Below are 22,490 nucleotides of genomic sequence, written 5' to 3' on the forward strand. Positions count from 1 at the left end.
GTTAATTTTTACTTTTCGCTAATGTGCTTTTACCGCGACCAAACGGCACTGCGCCGCTGAACGGTTTGCCATCGATCGCATCATGGGTACGCATGGCTTCCGGGCGGATCCACCGCTGGACGCGAGTTGGCATATCAAGCCCGATGAGTAAGATCACCACGAATGTCAGGCTAAAGGAGAGCGAACCCAGCGCGGTGCCTAAATCCAGGCGTTGAGCAATTAACGCCCCGAGAATCGGCGCTAACGCGCCGCCCAAAGCACCGACGTTGTAAGTAAATCCCAGACCCGCAGCACGCTGATCGGTTTCGAAATAACCGCCGATCAGCTTCGGTAAGATCCCTGAAATTCCTTGACCCAGCATTTGCTGGAAGAACAGTAACAAACCGAGCACCCAGACATTGGTGCCGCCTATCGCAAATACCGGAACGATCAGCAGTTGCGAAGCCAGTAAACTGCAAACGTAAGCTTTACGGGTCCCCAGCCAGTCGCCGAGGAAACCGCCGACGCAGCAGCCGACGGCTGCACCAAAACCGCTAAAGAACAATACGTTAGCAACAGTATGTGGATCATAGGCCAGTTCAGTTTTCAGATAAGTAGGTAGCAGCGCCTGAATCGGCCAGGAGTAGAGGAAAGCGAAGAGCACCACCACCATCAGCATCACGCCGGTCGGCCAGCGTTTACCGCTGCTTTGCACCATGAAACTGATGAAGATAATGGCGCATACCAGGCCCAGCAGCGCAACCAACCCGGCAATACGCGCCTCGCCGGCAAAGCAGTACCATAACGACGCGCCGGCCACAAAGGTCATGATGATGTTTAGCACCCGATGCTGGCCGCGATAGAGAATATCGACCATCGTACGTACCGGCGCTTTACCTTCGTGCTTCTCTTTCCAGTCTTCCGCTTCCGGAATGTTTTTACGCAGCCAGAGGGCAAAAACGATGGGGACAATGCCGATGAAAAAGAGCGCACGCCAGCCCCAAACGGGCACCACCAGACTATAAACCTGCGCGGCGACGACGGCGCCAACCGAGAAGCCAGAGATCAGAAATCCACTCGCCTTGTTCCGCAAATGTTTCGGCCAACTTTCAATAACATAGGTGGCGCTGGAGCCATATTCTCCCGCCATGCCCATCCCAATAACCAGCCGGGCAATAAAGAGAGAGGTGTAACCAGGTGCAAAACCACAGGCCAGCGTACCCAACGAAAAAAGAACAATGCTGGTCACCATCGCCAGGCGGCGACCGTAGCGATCCCCCATTGCCCCGAGCATCAAGCCGCCAAACCAGCGAGAGATAAAAGCGGCGGAAATCAGGCTTGCCGCCTGCACCGTCGTTAAACCGAATTCCCCCTGAACCTCAGTGAGCACCAGGGCGATTAAGACAAAATCAAAACCATCAAGCAAATACCCTAACCAGGCGGCGGAAAATGCCCGCCACTGCGCCCGGTTAAGATGACGATACCACGGGATGTTCTGGGTTGTTGTACTCATGGTGAGTCTCCCGCGATGGGCTGCGCCCACTCGCTTTGGTATGAATTGAATATCGTTGTTGCCGGATGACGCCCGCTTCAGATGTCTGATTAAATCTCTTATCGAAAGCGCAGTTTATGAGCGTCTCCGGCGAGAAATCAGCCGCGCTCCTGCATTAACTGCTGCGCCAGCGCTTTCAATTCGGCCTGGAATTTATCCTCTACCGGCGTAAACGGTTTACGGCAGAGTGGTACGGAGAGCACATCCATATAGTGCAGCACCGTTTTCAGTCCACGGAATACGCCCACTTTGACTAACAGATCGATGACCTTATTACACTCATGCTGCAGCTGCTGCGCCTTCGCGGTGTCGCCCTCTTTCAGCGCCTGCACGATCCCCAGATAGCGCCAGGCCATAATGTTATAGGTACTACCGATCCCGCCGTCAGCGCCCGCCAGCAAGCCGGAAGCGAAAATTTCGTCATAGCCGTTGTAGAGCACCAGTTCCGGATGCGCGCGACGGATTTGCTCCATTTGATAGAGATCGCCAGACGTTTGTTTTAACGCGCCCACCCCCGGTAATGTCACCAGTTGGTTAATCTGCTCTAAGGTCAGTTTTACCCCACTCAGCGCCGGAATGTTGTAGACCACCATCGGTATCCCATCAGCAGAATCAATAATTGCGCGATAATGATCGCAGTGCTCTTCAAAGCTGAACGGGTAGTAGAACGGCGTTACCGCGGAAACCGCATCAAAACCATAGCGCTTAGCCGCCACCGCCAGCTGCTGGCTTTCCGCCGTACTGACGCAACCAACATGCGCAATTAAGGTAATTTTCCCTTTCGCCTCTTCCGCTACGATTTCAAGGACTTCTTCGCGCTCGGACAGGCTCTGAACGAAGGCCTCCCCGGTCGATCCGCCGACGTAAACCCCATCAACGCCCTGCTCAATATTGAAACGCACTAACCGACGCAGGCTCGCCCGATCGATGTTCTGCTGTGCGTCGAATGGGGTCAGAAGCGCGGGCATCACGCCACGTAAATGGCTAACCATATATACCTCGTAATGATGTTGACTGGATTAACTATGTACCTTTATACCTGTTATACCAGATCGTTTTTAAAGCAGTACAATAGGGAAAGCTTATTGTGCGATCGAGTTCACTAAACCGATCGCGAGGCAGGGATCATTTAGCGGATTTTTTGGATTTACCTAAGGCACGCCAGGTGGCGGAAACACTTTTGAGGTGGGTTTGCAACGCACGATCGGCTTCGTCCGGATCGCGATCGCGTATGGCGTTAAATATGGCAATATGCTCTTGAAAACTGACGTTATTGTGATGATGAAGCTCTTGCTCCGACACTTTCGGCCGCGCAGCGATTAGCCAGTCAAGCAAAGCAACATGCGTCGCCATAAAGATAGGGTTGCCGGGGATCTCCGCCAGCACGCGGTGGAAATCGACGTCTGAGCGAATAAATTGCGCGTTATCATCCAGCGACTGGCCGTTAATCTCCAGCGCCTTGCTTAACATGGAAATCTGCTCATCCGTGGCGTTCTCAGCCGCATAGCGCACCAGGCTTGATTCGAAAAAAAGGCGTAACTGCTCGAAATGCGCGATACCGCCAGGCGCGGAGAGAAAATCCTTCGCCAGCCCGGAAAGCTCGGAAATGATGGTGTCCGCCGACGGTCTCGAGACTCGCGCACGTTCGCCATTGTTGATTTGCACCAGGCCCTTACGCTTGAGCGCAGCCAGCGCTTCACGTACCGACGGGCGCCCGACGTTAAAAAACGCCATCAGCTCACGTTCGGAGGGAAGCTGTCCACCTTCGCCAAACTCGCCGCGACGAATCATCTGCTCCAACTCTTCTTCCACCATTTCAGACAACTTTTTGCGCGCCAGTGGGCGTCGGCGCAGGCTGTTGCCGATAGTTTCCTGGGTGTCATCTGACGAGTGATCGAACGCGCTCATAAGTATCGTTTAACCTGGAAAAAAGAGAAAAAGTTTCGCTTTTTCATCATATCACAAATCATACGCGGGTAATGAACAGCGGTAAGCAGCCGCTTTCCGCAATAAAAAAATAACCGATTGGCCTTTGTCCCAGCAGAACAACATCACTTACCGGAACCCATCGCCCCTCCTGAAAAGCTCACCTGCGATTTGTCTTATAAACGTTTACCCGTTCCATTAAGTTTTTACTTATCATTGCAATTTGCAAATGATATTGGTAATTATTCTCATTAGCATTTGCATTGGTGATTTCTTTGGCAAGGTATACCGAGGCCGTAAGGGAACGAGCATCGCCTGAACAACGGCGCTTTGTCCCTTACCGACCCGCGAAGGCGACGCTATCAGGATGATGCGACACGGTGTCTTCAGGAATTACGGACATCGCCCAGCGCGTTGACCGGCCTCTCACCCGGCAAATGCGGCCTCACAAGCCGCCGTGGCAGTGCGGCGGCGCGTCAGGCCGTTCATCAGGACAATGACGCGCAAGCGTTAATGGAAGTCGGGACAGGGAATTCCCGATTCGTCAGCGTGCGCTACGGATTCACCGCCTGCGATAGGGTCGCCGGCGTTGCCATGCGTCGCGCTGGCGAAACTAAAAAATGGCACAGCGCCAGGCACAGCCGGGTTAACGATAGTTAACGTCGCGCTGGCCGGCATATTGACTGCGTCGACTTCCTGAATTAGTTCGTCAAGCGGAGAGGGATTTTCTCATGCGCATTCTGTTTGTTGGCCCACCACTCTATGGGCTGCTATACCCGGTGCTGTCTTTGGCGCAGGCATTTCGCGTTAACGGTCACGAAGTGCTGATCGCCAGTAGCGGTAAATTCGCCCAAAAGGCGGCCGAGGCAGGGCTGGTGGTGTTTGATGCCGCGCCCGGCTTCGATTCGGAGGCCGATTATCGCCGCCGCGAGGCGCAGCGGAAGGAAAGTAACATCGGCACCAAAATGGGCAACTTCTCGTTCTTCAGCGAAGAGATGGCCGACCAACTGGTGGAGTTTGCCGGACACTGGCGGCCCGACCTTATCGTCTATCCTCCCCTCGGCGTCGTCGGGCCGCTGATCGCCGCCAAATACGATATCCCGGTGGTCATGCAAACTGTCGGCTTCGGCCACACCCCCTGGCATATCAAAGGTGTGACGCGCTCACTCGCTGACGCCTACCGCCGTCACGGCGTCGAAGCTCCGCCGCAGGATATGGCGTGGATCGACGTGACGCCGCCGAGTATGAGCATCCTGCAAAACGATGGCGAACCGATCATTCCCATGCAATACGTGCCGTATAACGGCGGTGCGGTTTGGGAAGAATGGTGGGAACGCACGCCCGATCGCAAACGTCTCCTGGTCAGCCTGGGCACCGTCAAACCGATGGTCGATGGCCTCGATCTGATCTCCTGGGTAATGGATTCCGCCAGTGACGTCGATGCCGAGATCATTTTGCATCTCTCAGCCAATGCGCGCTCCGATCTACGCGCGTTGCCGTCAAACGTTCGCCTGGTTGACTGGATCCCGATGGGCGCCTTCCTCAACGGCGCCGATGGTTTTATCCATCACGGCGGCGCTGGCAACACCCTGACGGCGCTGCACGCGGGTATTCCACAGATCGTTTTCGGCCAGGGGGCCGATCGCCCAGTAAACGCCCGCGCGGTAGTCGATCGCGGCTGCGGGATCATCCCCGGCGACGGAGGTCTGTCGAGCAGCATGATCAATGCTTTCCTCGACGATCGCGCATTACGTAAGGCCTCTGAAGAGGTGGCGGCGGAAATGGCGGCGCAGGCCTGCCCAACCGAGGTGGCGAAAGAACTGGCCGCCATGGCGCAAAAAGGGTAATGGCCGCCGTGGCGGATTTCATCTTTAAATTGACGGAGGAGGCTTAATGCCTGCGACTCACTCTCCCACACCCGCGCAGTCCTGGATAATCCGCCTTGCGCGCGTGTGCTGGGAACGTAAGAAACTTAGCGCTATCGTGGTGGTGGCGTCGGTGTCGACCATTCTGCTGGCCGCGCTGACGCCGCTACTGACGCGGCAGGCGGTAAATGATGCGCTGGCGGGAAATCCTACCCGCCTGCCGTGGCTGGCCTGCGGGCTGCTACTGATCGCCTTTTTTGATTTCATCGGTAACTATGTACGACGCGGCTATGCTGGCGAGCTATCGCTGTGGGTGCAGCACACCCTGCGAGGACGAGCGTTCGACAGTATTCAAAAGCTCGATGGCGCAGGCCAGGATGCGCTGCGTACCGGACAGGTGATTTCACGGACCAATAGCGATCTGCAGCAAATGCATACCCTATTGCAGATGGCTCCGGTACCGCTGGCGGTATTTACCTACTACATCGCCGGTATTGCCGTGATGCTGTGGATGTCGCCGGCCATGACGCTAATCGTGGTCTGCGTGCTGGCGTGTCTTGCCATTACTGCGCTGCGCGCCCGTCGTCGGGTATTCGCTCAGACAGGGCTGGCTTCAGACCGGCTGGCGAATCTGACCGAGCACATGCGCGAAGTTCTGGCGCAGATCTCGGTGGTGAAATCCTGCGTGGCGGAACTGCGCGAAACGCGCTGGCTGGATCGTCAGTCGCGGCAGATGGTGCGCGTGCGCATCGGCGCGGCCATCTCGCAGGCGATGCCTGGCGCTACCATGCTGGCGCTGCCGGTGCTCGGGCAAATCGTTCTACTGTGCTACGGCGGCTGGTCAGTGATGCACGGGCGAATTGACCTCGGGACCTTCGTGGCCTTTGCCAGTTTCCTCGCCATGTTGACCGGACCTACCCGTGTGCTGGCGTCGTTCCTGGTGATCGCCCAACGTACCCAGGCATCCGTAGAACGGGTATTCGCTCTGATCGACACCCGTTCGCAAATGGTTGACGGTAGCGAAGCGCTCAATGGTCGTGTTATTGGCCTGCAGCTAGAAAAAGTGAACTTCGGTTATGGCAGCGGCAGCCGTATCCTGAGCGATGTTTCCTTCTCCCTACAGGCGGGTGAAACGCTGGCGGTCGTCGGCGCGTCGGGCTCCGGTAAATCGACGCTGCTAATGCTGCTGGCGCGCTTTTACGATCCCAGCGCTGGCGATATTTGGCTAAACACCAGCACCGGTCGGCAGAACCTTCGCGATCTCAAGCTTGAGGCGTTGCGCCGTCAGGTGGGGGTGGTATTTGAAGACGCCTTTCTGTTTGCCGGAACGGTCGCGGAAAATATCGCCTACGGCCACCCGCAGGCGACGATGGAAGATATTCGCCGCGCGGCGGCGGCGGCAGGCGCCAGCGAGTTTATCAATGCCTTACCGAAAGGCTTCGATACCCGCCTAACCGAGCGCGGCACTAACCTCTCCGGTGGACAGCGGCAACGCATCGCGCTGGCGCGGGCGCTGATTACCGCACCGGAACTGTTGATTCTCGATGACACCACATCGGCGGTAGATGCCGGTACCGAGGCGGAGATCAATGCCGCGCTGGGTCGTTACGCCGATGACCAGCACATGCTGCTGGTGATTGCCCGCCGCCGGGCGACGCTGCGGTTGGCCAGTCGAATTGTGGTGTTGGATAAAGGGCAAGTGGTGGACATCGGCAGCCAGGCTGAGCTTGAGTCTCGCTGCCCGGCGTTCCGCGCGCTGATGACCGGCGACGGGGATTTCCTCGAACCTGCCGCCGGCGGCTACCGCGATCTTTGGCCAACAACGCCAGCGATGCAGAACGAGGAGCCGCAAGCGTTGCCGGAAGTTGACGGCAACGGTTTTGTCGCCCGCATGACCCGCGTGCCGGAACAGGCGGTTCAACAGGCGCTGGCCGGAGAGGGGCGTAGATTGACCTCGCTGCTGCGGCCGGTGGCGTGGATGTTTATCATCGCCGCCCTGCTGATCGCGCTGGATTCTGCCGCTGGCGTCGGCGTGTTAATACTGCTACAGCGCGGTATTGACTCGGGGGTTGCCGCAGGCGATATGGCGACTATCGGCATCTGCGCCCTGCTCGCCCTGTGCCTGGTGGTCATAAGCTGGTGTTGTTATTCACTACAGACCATCTTCGCCGCCAGAGCGGCGGAGTCGGTTCAACATACGGTACGCTTGCGCAGCTTCGGCCATATGCTGCGTCTTGCCCTCCCCTGGCATGAAAAGCACGTTGATTCACGCCTGACCCGGATGACCGTCGATGTCGACTCCCTCGCCCGCTTTCTGCAAAACGGCCTTGCCGGCGCGGCCACCAGCCTGGTCACGATGTTCGCCATCGCCGCGGCCATGTTCTGGCTCGACCCCATTCTGGCGTTGACGGCCTTAAGCGCAGTGCCGATAGTCGCGCTGGCGACCTGGGTTTATCGTCGCCTGAGCTCTCCAGCCTATGCCCAGGCGCGCCTTGAAATCGGCAAGGTGAATAGCACTCTGCAGGAGAAAGTCTCCGGCCTGCGCGTCGTGCAATCCCATGGTCAACAGGAGCAAGAGGCCGCCCGGCTGCGCGCATTATCGGATCGCTTCCGCGCCACCCGCGTACGCGCGCAGAAATATCTTGCGGTCTACTTCCCCTTCCTGACCTTCTGTACCGAGGCCTCCTATGCCGCCGTGCTTCTGGTTGGCGCATCGAGGGTGGCCGAAGGCGAAATGACCGCCGGGGTGCTGGCGGCATTCTTCCTGTTGCTGGGGCAGTTTTACGGCCCGGTACAGCAATTATCCGGGATTGTGGATTCCTTCCAGCAGGCGACGGCCAGCGGTAAACATATTGATGAACTGTTGGCGACCGAAGAGACAGAAAACGTCCCCCCTTCCTCCACCCAGCCGGCCACGGGTGCATTACAGCTTGATGAAGTTACGTACCGTTATCCCGGCAGCGCTGAGCCAGCACTGGACAAGCTCACCCTGACCATCCCCGAGGGCAGTGTCGTGGCGGTCGTTGGCCGCAGCGGCGCCGGGAAGTCGACATTGATTAAACTTATCGCCGGACTCTATTCGCCCACCAGCGGGACCATCGGCATTGGGGAACGACAGATGACGGCGACAACCCTTGCCGATTACCGCCGTCAGATCGGGCTGGTCGATCAAGATGTTGCGCTCTTTAGCGGCGATATTGCGGAGAATATACGTTATTCGCGGCCATCCAGCAGCAATGCTGAAGTTGAGATCGCTTCACGGCAGGCAGGCCTGTTTGAGCTGGTACGTCAGCTCCCGCAAGGTTTCCGCACGCCAGTCAATAACGGCGGCGCGGATTTATCCGCCGGACAACGTCAGTTGATTGCGCTGGCTCGCGCCCAGTTGGCGAATGCCCACGTCCTACTGCTCGATGAAGCCACATCGCGCCTGGATCGCCGCGCGGAAGAGCGCCTCATGTCTTCGTTAACCGAAGTCGCCCGTGCCAGAAAACGCCTGGCGCTAATCGTGGCGCACCGCCTGACCACTGCCCAGCGCTGCGATCTGATCGCCGTTGTCGATAAAGGGCGGCTCGCAGAATACGGTACACACGAGCAATTACTTGCGGCGAACGGCCTCTACGCCCGCTTATGGCGCGATAGCGTCGGCCCGGCAGATGCACGCAACCAACACGACATAACGGGAGAAATCGTGGGATAGTGAGGGTAAGCGTTAGACCTTAATCAACACGCCTAAAGCGGCTGTTCGCTGAACAGCCGCTTTAGCTATTTTTACTGGTAGCATGATTTTTCAAAGAGATAGAATGTTCAATATCAATCCACATCCGCCGGTTTCAGCGGCTATCGCCGGCCTGCGCCGCCAGTTGGCGACCGGCAACATTACCGATCTTTCTCATTTCTGGCAGCAGGCCACATCGCTGCCGGTACCGCTAGTAACAACGGTGGACGGCGCAGCCGATGAACGTGAAGTCACTTTTTTGTGGCGCGCCCGCCATCCGCTCAGAGGCGTTTATCTGCGATTAAACCGGGTAACCGACAAAGAACAGGTGGCAAAAGGGCTGATGACCCAGATTCCCGCAACGGATATCTGGACCCTGACGCTGCGCCTGCCGGCCAGCTATTGCGGCTCTTATTCACTGGTGGAGATCCCGCCAGGCACGCCGGAAGAGGTTGTTAATCAGCTTGGGAGCCGCTTTGCCGCACTCGCCGGACAGGCCGATCCGCTCAATAAGACGCCGGGGATCGCTATTCGCGACGGCGTGCGGGAGTCGGTGCTGGCGCTTGATAACGCCCCCGCTCAATCCGAATGGCGCGGAGGCCGCCACGCCGGCACCTTGCTGACCTCAGAACGGATCGTTGCCGGGCAATCACGGCAGGTGCGCCTGTACCTGCCCGCGGTTGATAAGTCGCAGCCGTTGGGGCTGGTGGTGCTACCCGATGGCGAAACCTGGTTCGATCATCTTGGGGTGTGCGCAGCCATCGACGCCGCGATCGATAGCCGTCGCATTGTTCCCGTGGCGCTGCTGGGCATCGACAATATCGATGAGCGCGAGCGCACCACGATACTCGGCGGGCGCAGCGAACTGATACGGGACGTCGCGGAACATCTCCTGCCGACCATTCGCCGCGAACAGCCGCGACAAAAATGGGCGGATCGCTCACGCACCGTCCTGGCCGGGCAGAGCCTCGGCGGCGTCAGCGCGCTGATGGCCGCCCGCCATGCGCCGGAAACTTTCGGTCTGGTGCTCAGCCATTCGCCTTCCATGTGGTGGACGCCAGATGGCGGCAGTCGCCCCCATTTATTTAGCGCAACCGATACTTCATGGGTCAGCGAACATGTGTTGTCTGCGCCGCCGCGTACTGTCCGTATCCGCCTGTGTGTGGGCTCACTGGAAGGTTCGACGGTGCCTCACGTCCAGCGGCTTCATCAGCAGCTACAGGCATCCGGCGTTGATAGTCATTGCGCCATTTACACCGGCGGGCACGACTACGCCTGGTGGCGCGGCGCCTTGCTTGATGGGCTCGGCTTACTGCAGGGTTGACTTGACCAGCAAGCGCTTTCAGGCAACTGTATGTGCTTTCTGAATAACGAAAATTTCACCTGCGGAAAAGGAATAATCATCAGATGTATGCCCGCGAGTCTCGCTCTACGCGCCCGCGCAAGGCGCTTTTTGCCGTTCTTTCTTGCCTCACCCTCAGCTATAGCGCTTCAGGCTTAGCAAAACCGGATATGCAGCCGTTGGGGCCCAATATCGCCGATAAGGGTTCAGCGTTTTACCACTTCAGCGTCAATCAGTTCGATTCCGCCGACGGCGCTCGCCACTATCGGGTATGGACGGCCATACCGAATAAAGCCGCGCCACCAACGGGCTATCCCGTGCTATATATGCTTGATGGTAATGCGGTAATGGATCGCCTGTCTGACGAACTACTCAAGCAGCTGGCGGCGCAATCGCCGCCGGTGATCGTCGCGGTCGGTTATCAGACCAACCTGCCATTCGATCTTAACGGCCGGGCCTACGACTATACGCCGGCAGTCAGAAAGAATAATGAAACATATGCTGGCCGCAAAAGCGGCGGCAGTGAAGACTTCCGTCAATTACTGGAAACGCGTATAGCCGCTAAGGCGGAGCAAGGGCTGAAAATCAACCCACAGCGCCGCGGCCTGTGGGGCCACTCATACGGCGGCCTGTTCGCGCTCGACTCCTGGCTTTCGTCCTCGTTCTTCCATTCATATTACAGCGCCAGTCCTTCGCTTGGCCGGGACAACTTTGCCCTGCTGAACCGAATCACGGCGGTCGAGCCCGCATCATATTGCGCCAAAAGCCTGGCCATTATGGAGGGTTCGGCGACGCCGGGTGATAACCGGGCAACGCACGCCGCTGAAGTGCTAACTAAAGTACATGCCACCCTCGCCACGCTGAAAGAGAAAGGGGTTAATGCCGCCTTTTGGGATTTCCCTGGCCTGGGGCACGGGCCGATGTTTAACGCCTCATTCCACAGCGCGCTGCTGGATATGAGTCGCGAAAAAGCGTCCAACCAGCATAGCTGCCCTTAACCCAGCGTTGATACTGCCCGCGCGGTTGCGGGCAGTATACTGATGACGATGCGATCAGAATGTCGCCGTCACTCCGGCATAATAGGCCCGACCGGGTTCGTTATAGGTATTCGCCCCTTCGGATGAACGATAAATCTGTTTATCGAAGATATTGCTGACCCCCACGTTCAGACGCAGATTTTTATTAATATCGTAATTAAAGTTGGTACCAACCAGCGAATAAGCCCCCAGCTCTTTACCCGACAGGCCGCCGGTATCTTCGCTGCGCGACTCCGCATGGGTACGCGGTTTTTGTCTACCATACAGCGTCCAGTTGACGCTGGCGGAAAATGCCTGGGTAATCGTCCAGTCCAGGGAGTTGTTGATGGTGTATTTCGGAATAACCGAGAGCGGATTGCCGGTATCTTTTTGTTCCGAGGTAATCATGTAAGTGGCGTTGGTATTCCATTTCAGACGATCCTTCACCAGCGGGAACGCCATACTGGCTTCAATACCGTCCACTAACGCTTTACCGCCGTTCTGCCACTGGAGGATATAAGCGCCGGAAGCGGTTTGCCCGATAATATCATCGCCGGCCACAATCTTATTCTGATAATCGTTACGGAAATAAGTCACGCTGGCATGATAATCGTCGAGGGCAAACTCCAGGCCGATCTCTTTATTCACGCTGATTTCCGGATCGAGATCTTTATTACCAATCAGGTAGCAGCCGCCTGAAGTAATATCTTTAGGGCAACCGTTGCCTTTCGAATAGAGCAGATAGCCTTCGCTGGATTGATAGAGGTTTGGCGCTTTAAAGGTTCTGGCAATCCCGGCTTTAATTTTGAAGTAATCACCTAATTCCTGCGACAGGTTCAGGCTGGGGCTAAAGTTGCCTCCGGACTCATTAAGATAATCAAAACGCAGGCCGGGAATAATATTGGTTCCGGGCGTCGGTTCAATATTATCTTCAAAATAGATGGCGCTAATTTGTGAATGATTTTTACTGCTGCGATCCGCCGCTGAACCGGGAATACCGCCAATGTTATTATCATTTACCGATAAACCAGTAGAAGAGGGATCGTCAAGCTCATCGCGGTTCCACTCCGCGCCAACGGTCAGAGTCTGATCGACCCATAGATCCAGCGGAATATTGAGTTCGCCGCTGGTGCGCCAGGAGGTCAGGCGGTTAGTGGTGAATTTCTCATCCGCCGAAATACGCCCTTCGCCGCCGCCGGATAAACCTTCATCCATACGGGTGTTATTGGTTTTTTCGTAATAGACTCCAAAGCGGCTTTGCCCCCAATCCCAGACCCCATTATGGGTAATACCGTAATTCTGCCGATACAGGCGGTTAGTCTCTGCGCCAGATTTCGCCAGGCTTTCGGTCACCGCGCTGGAAGAGCTATTTTGCGTATCGCCGGCGTAGATATTACCCTGACGGCTATATCCGGCTTCAAAATCGAGAATTTGCTGCGGATTCACTTTCCAGGAGACGACGCCGTTGATATCTTTGTTGCGTACCCCTTCGTGGCCGGCGGCGTTTTTCGTCCCCGCGGAAGAGTTAATATCCCAGCTGTCGGCATCGGTTTTATTCAGGTTGCCGTACAAACGCATCGTCAACGCATCGCCGGCCAGCGGCCCGCTCAGGCTAAAGTTGGCGCGTCGGGTGGCCCCTTCATCGCTGCTTTCCGGTTGGTTGGTGTATAACGAGAGCGAGCCATGCCAGTCATTGGTTGGGCGTTTAGTAATGATATTCACCACCCCGCCCGCCGCGCCGGAGCCATAGCGCGCCGCCGCCGGGCCGCGAATGACTTCGATACGTTCAACCTGTTCCGGCGGTACCCAGTTAGTATCGCCGCGGGTATCACGCTCGCCGCGCCAGCTATAGCGTACGGAGTTACGCGAGGTCACCGGGACGCCATCAATGAGGATTAAGGTGTTTTCCGGCCCCATACCGCGAATATCGATTTGGCGGTTATTACCGCGGGTGCCTGACGCGCTGTTGCCGGTGAGGTTCACCCCCGGCATTTTGCGAATAATATCGGAGAGGTCGTTGACCGGAGGGTCCTTTTTAATATCTTCGCTGGTAATAATTGAAACGCCCGGCTGCTGCTTAAGTACTTGTTCTGCGGTGGCTTCAACGACCAGCGTTTCATCGCTATCGTCGGAAGATTTGGCGGCGGATAGCGGGCTATTCAGCCCTACCACAAGCGCGGTGAGCGGCCAGAGGATCTTGTTAATTCTCATACCTATTCCCTAATTCATGCCTAACTTAAAGTGGTTGTTCGTTAAGCTCACATCCTTGCCAGGTATTAATATTGTTATTATGTTTTTATTATGAGAATGATAATTAATATCATTTAAGTGAGATTAAGGCAATCCTTGACGCGCTAATAACCAGGCGACATGAGAGGGCGCTACAAAAGTAAAAGGCGCCACTAAGGCGCCTTTAGCTGTCACTGGCTATTTTCCTCTACCACGGATAATAAATATGTTCCGCCTGTTCGCGCGCCGGCGCTTCATCACCCTGTAACCGCGCCGCCAGGGTGAAAGCGAAATCAAATACCTTGCCCAGCCCCCGGCCGCTGAGCAGATTGCCGTCTTCCACGACGTCGGCATCCACGTACACGCCATCGCTCACCTGCTGCCAAAGATCCCCGGAACAGACATAGCGACGCCCCTTCAGCAGCCCATTGCCGCCCAGCACGCGGGCGGCGGCGGAGCAAATCGGGCAGATATATTTACCCGCTTCATCGTGGCGGCGAACGAAGGCAATGACCTCCGCGCTTTTCGCCAGATTAACACTGCCTTCCGGGCCGCCCGGCAACACCACGGCATCAAAGGTTTGATCGAAGCTGGCCTTCAGGGTGCTATCCGCTATCATCGGGATAGCGTGGTAGCTCACCACTTCGCGACTCTCGCCGCAGGCAATTGTCTGCACCGCAATATTCAGACGGCGCAGGATATCGATAGTGACTATCGCTTCCCCCTCTTCAAACCCGGGGGCTAATAACACGGCTACGCTTTTCATCTCGCTCTCCATTCCTTGAGGGTTACCAGTACGGGTACCAAATCTGTCGCAGCCGCGCCAGCAGCTCAAGATAGAAATAGTCACCCCAGCTACAGCATTGATCGACGCCCTTGCCGCTGCCCATATGATAAACCGAGTGTTGCAGCAGCCCTTCGGTAGGGTCATCGTCGTGGGCCAGGTAGTTGTCGGTCAGCGACAGCGCAATGCGCAGCGCCATCTCTTCGTAATACGCGCGGTTGGCGTCGAGCGTTGGCAACGCCTTGACCAGCTCCAGCAGGCCGCAGGCGGCAATCGCCGCCGCCGAACTGTCGCGCACGGCATCGGTGCCGAGCAACGCCAGATCCCAATGGCAAACATCATCTTCCGGCAGGCGGTTGAGGAAGTAGTGCGCCAGACTGCGCGACAGCTCAACCATCTGCTTATCGCCGGTGTGCTGATAGCTCAGCAGGAAACCGTAAATGCCCCACGCCTGCCCGCGCGACCAGCATGAGGTATCGCTGTAGCCCTGATGGGTGTTACCAAAGCGCGGCTCGCCGGTCTGCACATCCATATAGTAGGTGTGATAAGTCGAAGCGTCTTCACGCACGATATAATTCGCCGCCTGTCCGGCGTGGGCCGTTGCCGCCTGCGCGTAGCGCGGGTCGCCGGTCTGCTCGCTGGCCCAGTACAGCAGCGGCAGGTTCATATTGCAGTCGATGATCATTCGCCCCTGCTGCTCCGGATCGTTTAAGTCGCCCCACGCCTGGATAATTTTGGCCGTCGGGTTAAAACGCTCCATCAGGCGCTCTGCAGCCAGCAGCGCCGACTGGCGAGCGGCTTCATTGCCGGTGAGCCGCCAGGCGCTGATGCAGGAGAGCGAATAAAGGAAGCCGAGGTCGTGGGTCGCGGTGTCGATACGCTGCTCAATACGCCGGGCGAACGACGGTAAATAGCGCTCGGCGGCTTCGCGGTAGTGCGCTTTACCGGTCATCTCCCACGCCAGCCACAGCTGGCCCGGCCAAAAACTGGTGGTCCACTCTACGTTATCGGTACGCGGCCAGATGCCGTTTTCACAAGCTTCGCCGGGGAACTTATCGCCGAAGGCAACGATATTTTTGTCCAGCTTGCGCGTCACGCGGGCCAGCGCGTCTTCCAGCTTCTGGCTCAACGCCAGGCGGTCGACCTGATGCAGTTCTATCGGCCGCAGCGCTTCGGTGATAACAGATTTGGTCATAACAACTCCTGAATTAATGTTTGGCCGGTTCAACCGAGGCGGTATCTAAAGCCGGAGTAAAGGGTCGTGAGGCATCGCGCTTCGACTGGCAGCGCGATAGCGTAAAAGCGGAAATCAGCGTAAACGTCAGGGCGCAGCAGCCCATCAGCAGATAGGTATGCTCAAAGCCGATTTTGTCGTACAGGTAACCCGCCGGCGGCGCGACCACAATCGACCCGACGTAAATCATTGCCTGGTAACCCAGCAGGTACATCGTGGCGTTAACCCGACGATGGAAGTGTTCGGCGATGTATTTGAAAACTGAAATCAGCAGCAGCGCGATCTCAACGCCGTAAAAAGGTTTGATAATGGAGATGACAATCGGGTCGTTGGTCAAGCCGGAGGCAATCAGCCGCGCCCCCACCACGCAGCCGCAGAACAGCAGGCCGCGCTTGGCGCCATAATGGTTCACCAGCCACGGGATAAACATCATCATCACAAACTCCATCCCCGACTGGACGGTACTCAGATAGCCATACCAGGCGTTGCCCTGTTCTTTGGTGGCAAAGAACGAGACGAAATAGCGCGGGAACTGCTGCTCGGCGATGAACATCATCCACGCGACTCCGGCGACGTAGAGGCTGAACATCCAGAATTTGCGATTTTTCAGCAGCATCAACACATCGGCAAAGACGATCTTATTCGCGGAAATAACGTTGTTATTGCGCAGCTGTTCATCACCAATTTTGAGGCTAATCAGCACCAGCAGCATCAGTACCGAGGTGCCGCTGCTGAGCAAAAAGTTAGCCAGCGGCGTGAAGTTAAACAGCAGTCCGGAGACCGAAGCCGCCATCGCCCAGCCCAGCGAACCCCACATTCTGATACGGCCAAACTCCAGCCCGTACAGACGGCTAAAGCGGTCGGCATAAGATTCGGAAGCCGCCACCCCGGCGTACCAGCCAAGGCTCAAATACAGCGCGCCGATGATAATCCCCAGCGTCGCGTGGCTTTGCAGCAGCGGCTGGTACACCAGCGCGAAGAACGGCGCCATCAGCGCGGAAATGGCGCAGACAAAATAGAGCAGCCACTTACTCATGCCGATTTTGTCCATGATGTAGCCGTACACCGGTTTCAGGACCACCGCGAAAACGCCATTAATGGCGAACACGCTGCCGATGGTAATGCTATCGAGACCTACCTTCTGGCTCAGCCACAGCGCGTACAGGCCAAAGCTGGATGACCAGGTGAAAAAATAGAGAAAAATAAAGGTACTCATTTTGTACTGCGCGGCGCGTACGGACGATGATGTGCTCATAGCGATGCCTCCGGGGCCAGAACGAGCGTCGTTTCTTGTCGTGCCGTCACGAAGCGTACCGCGTCATCGCTAATGAAGGCCTGTGGGCAGTGTTGCGGTTCGAAGTCGGCGGCATTCCCCGCCCATACCGCGCTTACCAGGCAATGCGTCCCCGCATCAAGCTCGCCGCGCAGCACCGGCACCGCCGCGCGTTCGGCGAACAACAGATTGCTGTTCGGCGGCGTCAGTACCGTCTCGCCACGGCGGGTGTGCGGATGTAAACAGAAAATTGCCGAGATATCGCGGGCGTTGCGTAAGCAGCTGGCGCCGTCACGCTCCTGCGCCTGCGGCAGCGGACGGTTCGCCAGGCTAAAGCCGCCTTCCGCGCAATCCAGCGCGCGGTGGGTAGTTATACGATGGACGCGCAGCTGCCAGTCGCCCAGCGCCAGTAGCCAGCTATCAATCACCACGTCGCGCCATGGCAGCCAGCGGCTGTAAATGACGCCATCAGCGGTGACCACCTGCTGGCATTCGCGGCGGCCGCGCCAGTAATTATCCTTTTCGGCCAGCAGCAGCATCGAATCGGGGGCGGCATGGTTCAACCCGTAGCGCCCCCGCTCAATGGTGAAACCAAAACGGGTGGAGTAGGCAAATTTGCAGTATTTCGCTTCGGTATTAACGAAGTTGTTCAGCTCCAGCTGGCCGGAAGTTAGCATCCACAGGTGATCGGCCTGATGTACCAGCACCTGATCCGCATGGGCTATTGTGTGCTGCGCGGGCAGCGGCGGCAGCGGCAACTCAGCCGCCTGCCAGAAGGCGTCGCCCTCGCCTAACGCCAGCACCAGCATGGTTTTCAGCCCCCAGTACGGTGAACCCGGCGCGTTGTAATCTTCCGCCATCGCCAGGTTCGGGTAGCTGTAGCCAACGCTCAGTACGCCGTCGCGGTCGAACATCGGCTGCTTCAGCCACCAGCGCAGGTGGCGCAACACGATGCCTTTCATCACGCCCGGCGAAAAGACTTCCAGCCCGGCGAAGGCCGCCGCGCTCCAGAACGCCGCTTCGGCAAAGCGATAGGTCAGACTACGGCCGAACGGGATCGCCGCGCCGTCATCGGCAAAGAAATGGATGAAGTCAGAGGAGAAATGCGCGGCCCGCTGACGCAGTTCCGCACAGCGCTGCGGATCGACATCAGCCATCAGCTTCGCGTAAATCAGGCCATAGAAATGGAAGCCCATCGAAATGTAATAGTCGCGCGGGCGGCCCGGACCGTCCGAGTACCAGCCATCGCCGAGGTAGTAACGTTCCATGGCGGCGAAATGATCTTCCCGCGCCTGCGGATTGGTCGGCATACCGCAATAATGAAAGCCAACCTGCACCAGAATCGGAAAGAAGTGCCAGTTATTATCCGGGATATCCTGGGTCTCGCACTGCTTTAACCAGCGCCATAAGTTCTCTTTTTCCGCAGCAGTGAAGTGCGCCAGTACGGTTTCGCCCGCCAGCGCCAGCAATAATCCGTAAGCCGCCATCTCGACAATGCGTTGATCGTAAGGCGCGACTTCGCCCCAGTAATCGGCATGCTGCGGATTGGTGCCGTTTTTTATCGCCTGTAAATAGAAGGAGAAATGCTGCGGCTCGCTGCCGCCAGCCAACAGCGGCGTCACGCCCCACAGTAGCCGGGAAAAGGTTTCCATGCTCGCGACCTGCTGGCCGTAGTGAGCGGTGAAGTTCGCTAAATCAATGCGGCTGGCGTCGTTTTTAAAATAAGGCGCCACCGCGTTCAACATTTCATTGACCAGCCGTAGCACCTCTTCCCGGCTTGTCAGTGGGTTATCCAGATGAATGTTTTCAGGTTGCACAGGGTCCTCCCGTATAACACGAGGATAGAGGTAAGTTATTGTTATTAGGCTTTTATCAAGCCACGTGTGCGACGTCTGGATGAAGAGTAACCGCTTTTATTCCCGGCGCTGAGTGAGCGGACTCACAAAATTAAACCGCCATTTCATTTTTGCTGGATTTTGTCGGCCGCGCGGAGGATAAATTGCAAATGATGGCGTAAAAATTTAAATCTATTGTCCTGGAGGCAAAATGGGCGAAGCGCAACTGCTGGAACGTATTACGCTCGATCGGCAGGCCATTTCGTTTAATCGCATGTATACCACCAGCGTGCTTTACTACCACTGGCATCAATGCGTCGAATTGCTTTATATATCCAGCGGCTACGGCATCGTGGTGGTGGATAACCAGCACTACACCGCCCGTCCGGGGCGATTATTTATCTTTCCGCCCTTCCGTTTGCACAAAGTGCAGGTCGATCATAGCGATAAAAATCCTTATCACCGCACCACCATGCACATTGAGCAGTCGGTCGTCGAGAGCGCGCTCAGCGCTTTCCCGCGCCATCAGGCCCAGTTCGCGGCGCTGGCCGCCAGCAATCTGCCGGCTCAAATTTACGACCTCAGCGAGCATGCGGCATTTATCGAAAGGATCCTTGAACAGTTTCAGCGTCTGGAGGATAACGAGCAGACCACCGCCTGCGAGGTGGCGTTTTTGATGATGCAACTAATGACGTTTCTACCCGAGCAGCCGCAACGCTACCCGCCGCGCCAGCAGACCGTCGCCTCGCGGATTATGAACTGGATCGAAGCCCACTATGCCAGCAAGTTTTCTCTCGATCAGCTGGCTTGCGACCTAGGACTTTCACGCAGCTATACCTCGCGGGTTTTTCGTCAGCAGACCGGCGGCAATATCCATGAATATTTGCTCACCCGGCGAATAAAACGCAGTTGCGATCTGCTACGTAATAGCGATGAGAGCATTGATGCCATCGCATTGGCGGTGGGATTTGGCGAGGTGACCTACTTCATTACCTGTTTTAAAAAGATGATGCGCCAGACGCCGCTGCAGTACCGTAAGGCCAGCCAGCGGCGCTCCGCTTTATAACTTAATCCATCGCCTGCTTGAGGCCAACCTGACGGCGACGCCAGGCGCTATCGCGGCTTGCCAGCCAATAGTACAGCGGCGAGGTCACCAGCAGGCCGACCAGCCAGGAGAGATCGGCGCCGTTAAACCACGCCGAGACCGGGCCAACGTATAGCGGGGTATTCATAAACGGGATCTGCACCAGGATGCCGATGGCGTAGGCCAGCAGCGCGTGCGGGTTGTAACGGCCATAGATGCCGCCATCCACATGAAATATCGAGTTAATATCGTAGTTGCCCTTGTGAATGGCGTAGAAATCGATCAGGTTAATCGCGGTCCACGGCACCAGCACCACCAGCAGGGCCAGAACCAGATCGATAAAGTGGCTGATAAAGTCCGCCGAGGCGAAGATCGCCGCCACCACGCAGCAAATAAGCACGATGACCGACAGCAGCGCGCGGCTGCGGCTGCCGGGGATCCAGCGCCACAGGAAGGTTTGCACCAGGGTTATCACCGACATCACCGCGCCATACAGATTAAGCGCGTTATGGCTGATGACGCTCAGCAGGAAGAGTACCAGCATCAACGGGCCGATCGCGCCGGTCGCCAGCTTTACCGCATCCATGGTTTCCAGCCCCACCGGCGTCGCCAGCACCGCTACCGCGCCGAAAATAAACGACAGACTGGAACCGAGCGTCGAGCCAAGATAGGTGGTCCAGAACGTCGCGGCGACGGGCACATCCGCCGGCAGGTAGCGCGAATAATCAGAAACATACGGGGCGAAGGCGATCTGCCACAACGCCGCCAGCGACACGGTAGCCAGCCAGCCCGAGAAGGAAAAGCCGCCGCGGGTTAAGAAATCGGCGGTATGCAGATGCGTGAAGATGTAGCCAAAGCCGACCATAATGCCGATGCCTAGCACCCAGGTGCCGATTCGGTTGAGAATGTGAATACATCGGTAGCCGATAATGCCAATCACGCAGGATCCCACCGCGCCGATCACGATCCCCACCGGCAGTGGGACGGCAGGGGCGATACCGTGCAGCGACTGCCCGGCCAGCACGATGTTCGAGGCAAAGAAACCGACGTACATCACCCCGGCGATCGCCACCACCAGCAGCGAACCAAAAGATCCAAACTGCGCGCGGCTCTGGATCATCTGCGGGATCCCCATCTGCGGCCCCTGCGCCGAGTGCAGCGCCATCAGCGCCCCGCCAACCAGATGGCCGACTAAAATCGCAACGATCCCCCACAGCAGATTCAGATGAAAGATCTGTACCCCCAGGGCGCCTGTGACGATCGGCAGCGGTGCGATATTGCCGCCAAACCACAGGGTAAAGAGATCGCGGGTTTTACCGTGGCGATCTTCTGGCGGAATATAGCCAATGGTGTGCTTCTCAATAAGCGGCGGCGATGATTCTTTGGTCGGCATAGCATTCTCCAAAGTCAGGAACCATTAATAATGGTTGTGATGTGCAGGTGTTTTTATGTTTTGGAGATAATGCGCATTATTTAGCAAAAGGGTAAATTACTTTGTTTATGGCTACAGGAAATAAAAAAACTAATTAGCCCATCAGGACACCTGATAAATATCATAAAAATTTATCATAACCGTTCCGGTAAGATTAAATAATGATATTTTCAACGCGGCGGTAAGTTGTCAATTAGTAATACAGAATAAATAATCGCGAGGCGGTGAATTTATGGCGGATAATAAAATACGGGCCGTTATTCAGGCCCGTATTATGTGATAAGTTAAAACTCAAACGGCAAGCGTTTAACTAAATAACTTACCTTTCAGTAGATTAAGCCCTGCGGAGACCAGGTCGCCCTGGGCCGGCGCTTCGCCCTGCGGCGACAGGCCATCGACGATTTTTGGCAGGTATTCCGCAATCAGCGATGAGGCGGTTTGCGAATCAACGCCCAGTTTGGCGCCGAGATCCTGCAGCGCAGGCGAGCCGAACACCGAGGTAATCTGATCGCTGTTCACCGACATATTACTCTGCTGACTAAGCCACGACTCGACGATTTCACCTAAGCCGCCGTTGCGGAATTTTTCCAGGATTCCCTGGATACCGCCCTGCTGTTCAATCCAGGTCATGATCGCCTGAAGTTGTTCAGCTTTGCCAGCCTGCCCGCCAAGCACGCCGCCGATTTGATCTAATAATCCCATTACAGTCTCCATCAAAACGTTGCTATTGATCCCTGATTCACGGCTTACTTCGCCGGGATAATCAGTACCTGCCCCGGATAGATCTTATCGGGATGCTTCAGCATCGGTTTATTGGCTTCAAAAATACGCTGATAGTCATTGGCGGAGCCATACATCGCTTTCGAGATGGCGCTGAGGGTATCACCGGATTTAACCGTATAGTAACGACTTTCCGCTCCGCTCTGCGTCACAGTAACGCTATCGTTGACCTGGCCAATCCCGGTTACGTTACCTACCGCCACCAGAATTTTTTCCTTATCTTCCTGTGAGCCGACGTCGCCCGTTACCGTCGCGGTACCATCGTCCGCTACGGCAATATTGACCTTTTCGGCACCAGGCAGGTTAAGACTATCAATATGTTTTTTCAGCTTGTCAGCCTGATCTTCCTTGCTGGAGCCGGAGACGGCATCCCAGATCTTCTCGCCCGCTTCTTTCACAAAACTTAATAATCCCATCTATCCATACCTCCATTACTGTTTCACG

Annotated in this window: 16 protein-coding genes; 5 read left to right on the forward strand and 11 right to left on the reverse strand. The window is 56.6% G+C overall.

What is annotated here, in order from left to right; translation table 11 throughout:
• Position 1: 1 nt before the first annotated feature.
• The 3 genes from ABLU78_RS20350 to nanR form a co-directional block, all read right to left on the reverse strand.
• Positions 2–1,492, reverse strand: coding sequence for an MFS transporter (locus ABLU78_RS20350; protein WP_015703467.1), 1,491 nt, complete (start codon positions 1,490–1,492; stop codon positions 2–4).
• Positions 1,493–1,629: 137 nt separating this feature from the next.
• Entirely contained in the window at positions 1,630–2,523 is an 894-nt protein-coding gene (gene nanA / locus ABLU78_RS20355) for an N-acetylneuraminate lyase (RefSeq protein ID WP_048229465.1), read from the reverse strand.
• Positions 2,524–2,656: 133 nt separating this feature from the next.
• The gene (gene nanR, locus ABLU78_RS20360; protein WP_047055801.1) at positions 2,657–3,439 is read right to left on the reverse strand and encodes a transcriptional regulator NanR; all 783 of its coding nucleotides are present in this window, start codon (positions 3,437–3,439) and stop codon (positions 2,657–2,659) included.
• A 749-nt stretch (positions 3,440–4,188) separates the two neighbouring features.
• Between nanR and iroB the strand changes: the two genes are divergently transcribed.
• The 4 genes from iroB to ABLU78_RS20380 all read left to right on the forward strand — a co-directional run bounded on the left by iroB (position 4,189) and on the right by ABLU78_RS20380 (position 11,377).
• Complete coding sequence (iroB, locus tag ABLU78_RS20365) at positions 4,189–5,304, forward strand: salmochelin biosynthesis C-glycosyltransferase IroB (RefSeq protein WP_048229467.1); 1,116 nt, start codon at positions 4,189–4,191, stop codon at positions 5,302–5,304.
• 46 nt (positions 5,305–5,350) lie between these two features.
• Positions 5,351–9,019 (forward strand): salmochelin/enterobactin export ABC transporter IroC, encoded by a 3,669-nt coding sequence (gene iroC / locus ABLU78_RS20370; protein ID WP_080968069.1) that lies wholly within the window; start codon positions 5,351–5,353, stop codon positions 9,017–9,019.
• Between the two features lie 103 nt (positions 9,020–9,122).
• On the forward strand, positions 9,123–10,361 hold the full coding sequence (locus ABLU78_RS20375; RefSeq protein ID WP_048229468.1) for an alpha/beta hydrolase-fold protein: 1,239 nt from the start codon (positions 9,123–9,125) through the stop codon (positions 10,359–10,361).
• Positions 10,362–10,444: 83 nt separating this feature from the next.
• On the forward strand, positions 10,445–11,377 hold the full coding sequence (locus tag ABLU78_RS20380; RefSeq protein WP_032715828.1) for an alpha/beta hydrolase: 933 nt from the start codon (positions 10,445–10,447) through the stop codon (positions 11,375–11,377).
• Between the two features lie 54 nt (positions 11,378–11,431).
• Here ABLU78_RS20380 and iroN read toward each other — a convergent pair whose 3' ends face one another.
• From iroN to ABLU78_RS20405, 5 genes are all read right to left on the reverse strand, one after another.
• Complete coding sequence (iroN, locus tag ABLU78_RS20385) at positions 11,432–13,606, reverse strand: siderophore salmochelin receptor IroN (protein ID WP_015703473.1); 2,175 nt, start codon at positions 13,604–13,606, stop codon at positions 11,432–11,434.
• A gap of 226 nt (positions 13,607–13,832) precedes the next feature.
• Positions 13,833–14,390, reverse strand: a complete 558-nt coding sequence (locus ABLU78_RS20390; RefSeq protein WP_015369700.1) for a DJ-1/PfpI family protein — start codon at positions 14,388–14,390, stop codon at positions 13,833–13,835.
• Between the two features lie 22 nt (positions 14,391–14,412).
• Positions 14,413–15,603 carry a glycoside hydrolase family 88 protein gene (locus ABLU78_RS20395; RefSeq protein ID WP_032712521.1) on the reverse strand — a complete coding sequence of 397 codons (1,191 nt, stop codon included), beginning with the start codon at positions 15,601–15,603 and terminating at the stop codon, positions 14,413–14,415.
• A gap of 13 nt (positions 15,604–15,616) precedes the next feature.
• Positions 15,617–16,897 carry an oligosaccharide MFS transporter gene (locus ABLU78_RS20400; RefSeq protein WP_015369698.1) on the reverse strand — a complete coding sequence of 427 codons (1,281 nt, stop codon included), beginning with the start codon at positions 16,895–16,897 and terminating at the stop codon, positions 15,617–15,619.
• Complete coding sequence (locus tag ABLU78_RS20405; protein ID WP_015703475.1) at positions 16,894–18,732, reverse strand: DUF2264 domain-containing protein; 1,839 nt, start codon at positions 18,730–18,732, stop codon at positions 16,894–16,896. Before ABLU78_RS20405 ends, ABLU78_RS20400 begins: the two co-directional genes overlap by 4 nt.
• 229 nt (positions 18,733–18,961) lie before the next feature.
• Here ABLU78_RS20405 and ABLU78_RS20410 point away from each other — a divergent pair, with 229 nt between their 5' ends.
• Positions 18,962–19,816, forward strand: coding sequence for an AraC family transcriptional regulator (locus ABLU78_RS20410; protein WP_015369696.1), 855 nt, complete (start codon positions 18,962–18,964; stop codon positions 19,814–19,816).
• Position 19,817: 1 nt separating this feature from the next.
• Here the strand turns inward: ABLU78_RS20410 and ABLU78_RS20415 are convergent, their stop codons facing one another.
• The 3 genes from ABLU78_RS20415 to lysM form a co-directional block, all read right to left on the reverse strand.
• Entirely contained in the window at positions 19,818–21,227 is a 1,410-nt protein-coding gene (locus tag ABLU78_RS20415; RefSeq protein WP_048229470.1) for a cytosine permease, read from the reverse strand.
• Positions 21,228–21,572: 345 nt separating this feature from the next.
• Positions 21,573–21,968 (reverse strand): YidB family protein, encoded by a 396-nt coding sequence (locus ABLU78_RS20420; protein ID WP_015369693.1) that lies wholly within the window; start codon positions 21,966–21,968, stop codon positions 21,573–21,575.
• A 44-nt stretch (positions 21,969–22,012) separates the two neighbouring features.
• Entirely contained in the window at positions 22,013–22,462 is a 450-nt protein-coding gene (gene lysM, locus ABLU78_RS20425; protein ID WP_015369692.1) for a peptidoglycan-binding protein LysM, read from the reverse strand.
• Positions 22,463–22,490: the final 28 nt, after the last annotated feature.

The sequence above is a fragment of the Klebsiella sp. JN_Kp122 genome (assembly GCF_040062085.1).
GTDB classification, from domain to species: Bacteria; Pseudomonadota; Gammaproteobacteria; order Enterobacterales; family Enterobacteriaceae; genus Klebsiella; species Klebsiella aerogenes.